This is a genomic window from Jatrophihabitans sp., from assembly GCF_051960575.1.
Taxonomy (GTDB): domain Bacteria; phylum Actinomycetota; class Actinomycetes; order Mycobacteriales; family Jatrophihabitantaceae; genus JBQCEE01.
Window position 1 is genome coordinate 1 of record NZ_JBQCEE010000379.1, and the last position, 4,447, is coordinate 4,447.

Sequence of the window (4,447 nt, forward strand, 5' to 3'; positions counted from 1 at the left end):
GGGGGCCCCCGATTTGACGCCGTCTTGTATCCCCGCCACCCGCGCGGCCGCGGCGCCGAGCAGGATGCCGGCCTGGGGGGGGTGTTCGTGGCCGCCGACGCCCGCGAGGGCGCCGACGGGGTCGGCCGGTTCGGGCCGGTGCAGCGCGAGCGCCGCCTCGACGACCGCGACCTTGTGCTGCAGCATCGCGTCGTCGATGCCGGTGCCGCGTCCGGTCGCCTCAACAGCCGTTGCGCCGGTGAACGTCGCGATCAAGGCGGCGGACGCGGTGGTGTTCGCGATGCCCATGTCGCCGGTGATCAGGCAGCGGTGGCCGCGGGCGACCAGGTCGGCGGCGATCTCCAGCCCGACCGCGATCGCCTGCAGCGCCTCGTCGCGCGTCATCGCCGGCTCGACGGCGAGGTCGCGGGTGCCGGCCCGCACCTTGCGTCGCAGCAGGCCGGGTGCGTCGTCGAGGTCGGCGGCCACCCCGATGTCGACCACGACGACCTCGGTGCCCGACTGGGCCGCGAGGGCGTTGATCACGGCGCCGCCGGCGAGGAAGTTGCCGACCATCTGGGTCGTCACCTCCTGCGGCCACGGCGTGACGCCTTGCGCGTGCACGCCGTGGTCGGCGGCGAAGACGGCGACGGCGGCGGGCGCCGGCAGGGGCGGCGGGCACTCGCCGGCGAGGCCCGCCAGCTGCACCGACACGTCCTCGAGCAGACCGAGCGAGCCGCGCGGCTTGGTGAGCAGGTCCTGACGCTCGCGGGCGGCGGCGAGGGCCGCGGGGTCGAGCGGCCGGATGGCGGCCAGGGCGTCGTCGAGCTTCACAGGCACTCCTCGAGGGCGGTCAGCAGGGCGGTGGTGGTCGTGGTGTCACGGACGGCGATGCGCAGCCAGTAATCGTCCAGGCCGGGGAAGGTGTCACCGCGGCGCACGGCGAATCGCTTGTCGCGTAGGGGCTTCCACAACCGTTGCGTCTCGGCGCGGACGAGCACGAAGGACGCGCTGGCGGGCCGCACGACGCTCACCCCCGGCAGCGCGTCGAGGCCGTCGGCGAGGACCGCACGGTCGGCGGCGAGCTGCTGCGTCCAGGCGTCGACCTCAGCCTGCGCGCGGTCGGTCGAGCAGGCGACGCACGCGGCGAGCGCGGGCGCCGAGACGGCCCAGTGCGGCTGTGCCTGCGCGAGGGCCTCGACGACGTCGACATCGGCGAGCACGTACCCGACGCGCAGACCGGCGAGCCCCCAGGTCTTGGTCAGGCTGCGGATCACCACCACACCCGGCTCGGCGGCCAGCGATTCCGTCTCGCCCGGCACGCAGTCGGCGAAGGCCTCGTCGACGACGAGCGTGCGACCCGGTCGGCGCAGCGCGCGCAGGGTGTCGGCCGGGTGCAGCACCGAGGTCGGGTTGGTCGGGTTGCCGACGACGACGAGGTCGGCGTCATCGGGCACGAGCGCGGGGTCGAGCGTGAACGGCGGCTCGAGCACGACCCGGTCGACGGCGTGGCCGGCGGCCCGCAGCGCGAGCTCGGGTTCGGTGAACTGCGGATGGACGACGACCGGCCTGCGCGGACGCAGCGCGCGGGCCACGAGCACGAACGCCTCGGCCGCGCCGGCGACCGGCAGCACCTCGTCCGGCGTGCGGCCGTGCCGGGCGGCGAGCGCCGCCCGTGCGGCGCGGTCGTCGGGGTAGCGCGCGAGGTCGACCGCGGCGAGCTCGTCGCGCAGCCAAGCGGGCGGCGTGCCGGCGCGCACGTTGACGGCGAGGTCGACGAGCCCGTCGCGTGCGTCGAGGTCGCCGTGATGGCCGAGGTTCACGCCGGCATGCCCGCGCCTTCCGATCCGGCGGGTGTCCACGCCCACCGATCGTCACGACCCGGCGGCGGACGCCGCAGGGCACGCGCGCCGAATCCTGGCTCCCGGTGCATGCACCGGACACAGTGGCGGGACCGCCCCGGCCTTGCCGACCTCGTCACGACGGTCGGCGCACCGGGTTCCTCGACGTGCGTCGCGCCAGATCCTCGCACACCGCCGAAGCCCGCTCGTCCCCCGCCGCAGTCATACGGGGCGTCCCGGAACGACTGGTGCGGGGGACAAGACGGTTCAGGCGGTGCGGAGGTCCTTGCGCAGGATCTTGCCGGACGCCGACTTCGGGATCGCGTCGATGAACTGCACGATGCGGACCTTCTTGTGCGGCGACACCCGCGCCTCGATGTAGTCCATGACCTGCTGCTCGGTGAGGTCGGGCGACGAGGCGGCCTTCACGACGAACGCCTTCGGCACCTCCTCGCCGTCGAGCATCGCGCCGATGACCGCGGCGTCGGCGATGTCGGGCGAGGTCAGCAGCTCCGCCTCGAGCTCGGCCGGCGCGACCTGGTAGCCCTTGTACTTGATCAGTTCCTTCACCCGGTCGACGATGTAGGTGTAGCCGTCGTCGTCGATGCTGGCGACGTCGCCGGTGCGGAGCCAGCCCTCGGCGGTGAGCATGTCGGCCGTGGCGTCCGGCCGGTTGAGGTAGCCCTTCATCACCATCGGGCCGCGCACCCAGAGCTCGCCGGTGCCGCCGGGCTGGGCGTCCTGACCGGTCTCGTAGTCGACGAGGCGCGCCTCGCAGTTCGGCACCAGCTGGCCGACCGACCCCGGATCGGCACCCGCGTCGCCGTGCTTGACCATGTGCGAGACCGGCGACATCTCGGTCATGCCGTAGCCCTGCACGACCGGCACGCCGAGCCGCTTGGAGGCGAGCTCGGCCAGCTCGCGGTCGAGCGGGGCGGCGCCGCTGAAGATCGCCTTCACCTTCGACAGGTCGTGGTCGTCGACCTGCGGCGCCTTGGCGAGCGCGACGACGATCGGCGGGGCGACGTAGGCGCGGGTGACGCCGTACTTCGCCATGGCCTCGAGGTAGGGGTTGAGGTCGAACTTCGGCATCGTGACGATCGTGGCGCCGTAGGCCAGCCCCGCGTTCATCAGCACCTGCATGCCGTAGATGTGGAAGAACGGCAGCACGGCCAGGGTGACGTCGTCGTCGCCGACCTCGGCGGTCGTGCCGATCTGCACGATGTTCGCGACCAGGTTGCGGTGCGTCAGCATGACGCCCTTCGGCAGGCCGGTCGTGCCGGACGAGTACGGCAGCACCGCCACGTCGTTGGCCGGGTCGATCGTGATGCCCTCGGGCGCCGGATGCCCCTGCGCGATGAGGGTCTGGATCGACTCGTAGCCCTCGGCCTCATCGCAGACGAGGATGCCGGTGATGCCGGCCTGCTCGGCGCCGGCGACGGCGCGGTCGAGGAACGGCGAGATGGTGATCAGCAGCTTCGCGCCGGCGTCCTTGAGCTGCAGCGCGATGTCCTTCGGCGTGTACAGCGCGTTCAGGGTCGTGATCGTCAGGCCGGCGCGCGTGGCGGCGTGGAAGACGACCGGGTAGGCGATCGTGTTCGGGCTGAACATCGCGATCACGTCGCCCTGGCGCAGCCCGCGGGCGGCGAAGGCGCCGGCCAGTGCGCGGATCGACGCCGCCATCTCGGCGAAGCTCACCTCGCGGCCCGTCACGGAGTCGATCAGCGCCGTCTTGTCGCCGAGGCGGTCGGCGGCCTCGAGGATGAGGTCGTGGACGGCGACGTCCGGGATCTCGACGTCGGGGAACGGGCTGCGGAAGACCATCGGGCATCGCCTCTCGATACGCGTCGTGTGGCCGCCAGCATAGGCGGAACGTCACAGGACCCTTCGCGCCGAGGCGGCCGTCCGGTTCGCCGCTACGGTGGCTGTCGTGCGTGCCGTCTCACTGCTGCCGTCGGCGACGGAGATCGTCTACGCGCTCGGGCTGGACGAGCACCTCGTCGGGGTCACGTTCGAGTGCGACGAGCCCGCCCGCGCCCGTCTCGACAAGGCGGTCGTCGTCGGCGGCATGGACACCGCCGGGCGCACCCCGGGCGAGATCGACGCCGAGGTGCGCGCCCGGGTGGCCGCCGGCGCCGACCTGTACCACCTGCACGAGGACGCACTGCGCGACCTCGCGCCCGACCTCGTGCTGACGCAGGACCTCTGCCGGGTCTGCGCCCTGCCGGCGGCTTCGGTCGACGACGCGCTCGGTCAGCTCGGCTGTTCGGCCGACGTGGTCACGCTCGACCCCTACACGCTCGACGAGGTCCTCGACTCGATCGCGTCCGTCGCGTCGGCGTTCGGCGCACCGGAGCGCGGGACGGCGCTGCTGCAGCAGCTGCGGCAGCGACTCGACGCCGTCGCAGCCGCCGTGGCCGGCCGCCCCCGACCCCGTGTCGCGCTGCTCGAGTGGGTCGATCCCCCGTTCGCCGCAGGGCACTGGCTGCCCGACCTGGTCGAGGCCGCCGGCGGCGAGCCGGTCGCGGCGCTGCCGCACCGGCGGGCCAGACCGACCACCTGGTCGGCCGTGGCCGACGCTGCGCCGGACGTCGTGGTCGTCTCGCCCTGCGGGTTCGGGCTGGACG

Annotated in this window: 4 protein-coding genes and 1 riboswitch; of the genes, 1 reads left to right on the forward strand and 3 read right to left on the reverse strand. The window is 73.5% G+C overall.

Annotated elements, in window-relative coordinates:
• From ACTHMS_RS21055 to ACTHMS_RS21065, 3 genes are all read right to left on the reverse strand, one after another.
• Nucleotides 1–813 (reverse strand): nicotinate-nucleotide--dimethylbenzimidazole phosphoribosyltransferase (locus ACTHMS_RS21055; protein ID WP_440308616.1); only part of this gene is annotated, 813 nt, incomplete at its 3' end.
• Complete coding sequence (gene cobC, locus ACTHMS_RS21060; protein ID WP_440308617.1) at nt 810–1,847, reverse strand: Rv2231c family pyridoxal phosphate-dependent protein CobC; 1,038 nt, start codon at nt 1,845–1,847, stop codon at nt 810–812. The genes cobC and ACTHMS_RS21055, both read right to left, overlap by 4 nt.
• A gap of 44 nt (nt 1,848–1,891) precedes the next feature.
• A riboswitch (cobalamin riboswitch) is annotated at nt 1,892–1,982 on the reverse strand.
• A gap of 105 nt (nt 1,983–2,087) precedes the next feature.
• Nucleotides 2,088–3,644 carry an AMP-binding protein gene (locus ACTHMS_RS21065; RefSeq protein ID WP_440308618.1) on the reverse strand — a complete coding sequence of 519 codons (1,557 nt, stop codon included), beginning with the start codon at nt 3,642–3,644 and terminating at the stop codon, nt 2,088–2,090.
• A gap of 106 nt (nt 3,645–3,750) precedes the next feature.
• Here ACTHMS_RS21065 and ACTHMS_RS21070 point away from each other — a divergent pair.
• On the forward strand, nt 3,751–4,447 hold a 697-nt coding region (locus ACTHMS_RS21070), incomplete at its 3' end, for an ABC transporter substrate-binding protein (protein ID WP_440308619.1).